Genomic DNA, 2,350 nt, shown 5'->3' with positions numbered 1-2,350 from the left:
GGCCGGGCATAATGCGCGAGGCCGCCGCGGCGGCACGCGCCGCGACCGTGCCGGGCCGCCCGACGGCCGGCGCCATTTCCCGTCCTGAACGAATTCCGAACTTCAACCCGTCAATGCCATGCAAGTACTCGTCGTAGGAACCGGCAAGCTGGCCAGCGAACTGCTCGGCGCGCACCGGCTCGACCCCGCAACCTGTCGCGTAATGGCGTGGTCGGACAGCACACACAACGATGCGCAGCGTAGCGACGCCCGCTCGATCGTCGTGCATGCCGGTTCCGGCCGCGAACTCCCTGACGTCATCGCGTTCTGCGAGGCCACCGCGTCGCCGCTCGTCGAGCTGTCCACCGGCTCCGTGCTCGAAACCGGCGCGTACGCTTTCCCGGTCGTGCTGTGTCCGAACACGAACATCCTGATGCTCAAGTTCATGAGCATGCTGGAAACCAGCGGCCACCTGTTTCACGACTGCCGGATCAGCCTGACGGAGTCGCACCAGGCCGGCAAGACGTCCGTCCCGGGCACGGCCGTCGGGATCGGCCAGTCGCTCGGCGTGCCGCCGGAAGACATCCGCTCCGTGCGCGACCCGGACGTGCAGCGCAACGAATTCGCCGTCGCCGACGATCAGCTCGGCCGCCACGCGATTCACCGGATACGCATCGACGACGGTGCGTGCAGCCTGCAGTTCGAATCGCGCGTGGTGGGCGATACGCCCTACGCGGATGGCGTATCGCGCATCGTCGATGCCGTCCGGCAGCACGATCTCGAGCACCGCCGCTATTCGATCGTCGAGTTCATCCGCAACGGCTGGCTATAGTCGCGGCGGTACGCGGCGGGAGGCATGCGCGCGTCTCGCACGTCATTTCCACAATGCAAACAGGTTCGTCGCAAAATACCGTGGATGTCGCCGATCGCTTCGCCGGCGACATCCGGGCCACACATCCCGCCGCCCGGCAGCCGCGACGCGCAACCGTCGTTTCGCATCGGCCGGCAAGTTATCGGCGGAGGTCCATTCGCCGAGACGGAGCGCAAACCGCTGCCGACGCCGGCGCGTGAATCGCCGCAGTCGACATCCCCCGAAAGGAGAGCACCCAATGACCCGCCCCGATTTCATCAAGCACTGGACCGAGCTCGAAGAACCGGAAGCGCATTGCTATCGCGGCGACACCGAGCCGATGGCGCTGGACGCACCGCTTTCCGCCGAACTCGGCATCACCCGTATCGGCATTCATCACGTGAGGCTCCTGCCGGGTCGGCGGACGTCATATCCGCATGCCGAAAGCACCGAGCAGGAGTTTGTGTACGTGCTCGAAGGCAAGCCCGATGTCTGGATCGACGGCGTGCTGCACCCCGTTGCCGAAGGTGATTCCGTCGCGTTTCCGGCGGGCACCGGTATCTGTCACACCTTCATCAACAACACGAAGGACGAGGTCAGGCTGATGGTGATCGGCGAACGCCCGCGCGACGACAACCGCATCCGCTACCCGAAGAACGAGGCGTACGAGCTTACCCGCGCGGACCGCTGGGTGGACTGGCCCGCCAGGCCGCTCGGGGACCATGACGGCATGCCGGACTGACGCTCGCGAAGAAGCCCCCGACGGAACACGCCGAGCCTGCTGCGTGAATGCGCGGCAGGCCGCCGGAGCCGCCCCGTTGCGCGGCGCGTTACCCGGCCAGCCGTCACTCGCCGCCCAGCACCGCCCCGCTCTCGGGCAACGTCGCACCGCCATCGACGACGATCGTCTGCCCCGTGATGTACGCGGCATCGGCCGACGCGAGAAACAGCATCGCGTTCGCGACATCTTCCGGCTCGCCCATCCGCGCAAGCGGAATGTCGCGCGCGATCTGCGCGGCAACCGACGCATCGCCAAGATTGCCTGCCGCCGGCGTGCGGATCATTCCCGGTTCGACACCATTCACCGTCACGTTGTGGCGTGCGAGCTCCAGCGCCGCCGCGCGAATGAAGCCGTTCACGCCGGCCTTCGACGCCGCGTAATGCGCGAGCCCCGGATACACGACGCGCGGCCCCGTCACCGACGACGTGACGAGCAGCCGCCCCGCCCCCGCGCGCCCGAAGGCCGGCAACGCGGCCTGTGCGAGCCAGAACAGCGCCGACAGGTTGACCGACAGCGTCCGGTCGAGCGTCGGCTCGTCGATCTGCGTGAACGGCGTCAGCGGAAAATACGCGGCATTGTGGACGACGACATCGAGCCGGCCGCCGTCGCGCTCGACTGCCGCGACCAGCGCGCCCAGTTGGTCGCGGCTGGCCGCATCCACCCGATAGGCGCGCGCCTCGCCGCCCGTGCTCGCGAGCGCGTCGGCCTGCGCGGCGGCGGCCTCGCCGTTCAGGTCGGCG

3 protein-coding genes are annotated in these 2,350 nt (G+C 68.2%); 2 read left to right on the top strand and 1 reads right to left on the bottom strand.

Features of this window, described 5'->3' with window-relative positions; genetic code table 11:
* The first annotated feature begins 118 nt into the window (after window positions 1-118).
* Both DPV74_RS40845 and DPV74_RS40840 read left to right on the top strand, forming a co-directional pair.
* Window positions 119-811, top strand: coding sequence for a dihydrodipicolinate reductase (locus DPV74_RS40845; protein WP_119339247.1), 693 nt, complete (start codon window positions 119-121; stop codon window positions 809-811).
* Between the two features lie 277 nt (window positions 812-1,088).
* Window positions 1,089-1,571: a cupin domain-containing protein gene (locus DPV74_RS40840; protein WP_021158171.1), complete on the top strand. Its 483-nt coding sequence runs from the start codon at window positions 1,089-1,091 to the stop codon at window positions 1,569-1,571.
* A gap of 103 nt (window positions 1,572-1,674) precedes the next feature.
* On the opposite strand, the gene DPV74_RS40835 is transcribed toward DPV74_RS40840, so the two are convergent.
* Window positions 1,675-2,350: SDR family oxidoreductase (locus DPV74_RS40835; protein ID WP_162923320.1), on the bottom strand; the 676-nt coding region annotated here is incomplete at its 5' end.

Origin of the sequence: Burkholderia sp. HAN2018, assembly GCF_024704855.1 — a bacterium.
GTDB lineage: Bacteria > Pseudomonadota > Gammaproteobacteria > Burkholderiales > Burkholderiaceae > Burkholderia > Burkholderia cepacia.
This window is presented reverse-complemented; position numbering and strand designations above follow the sequence as displayed.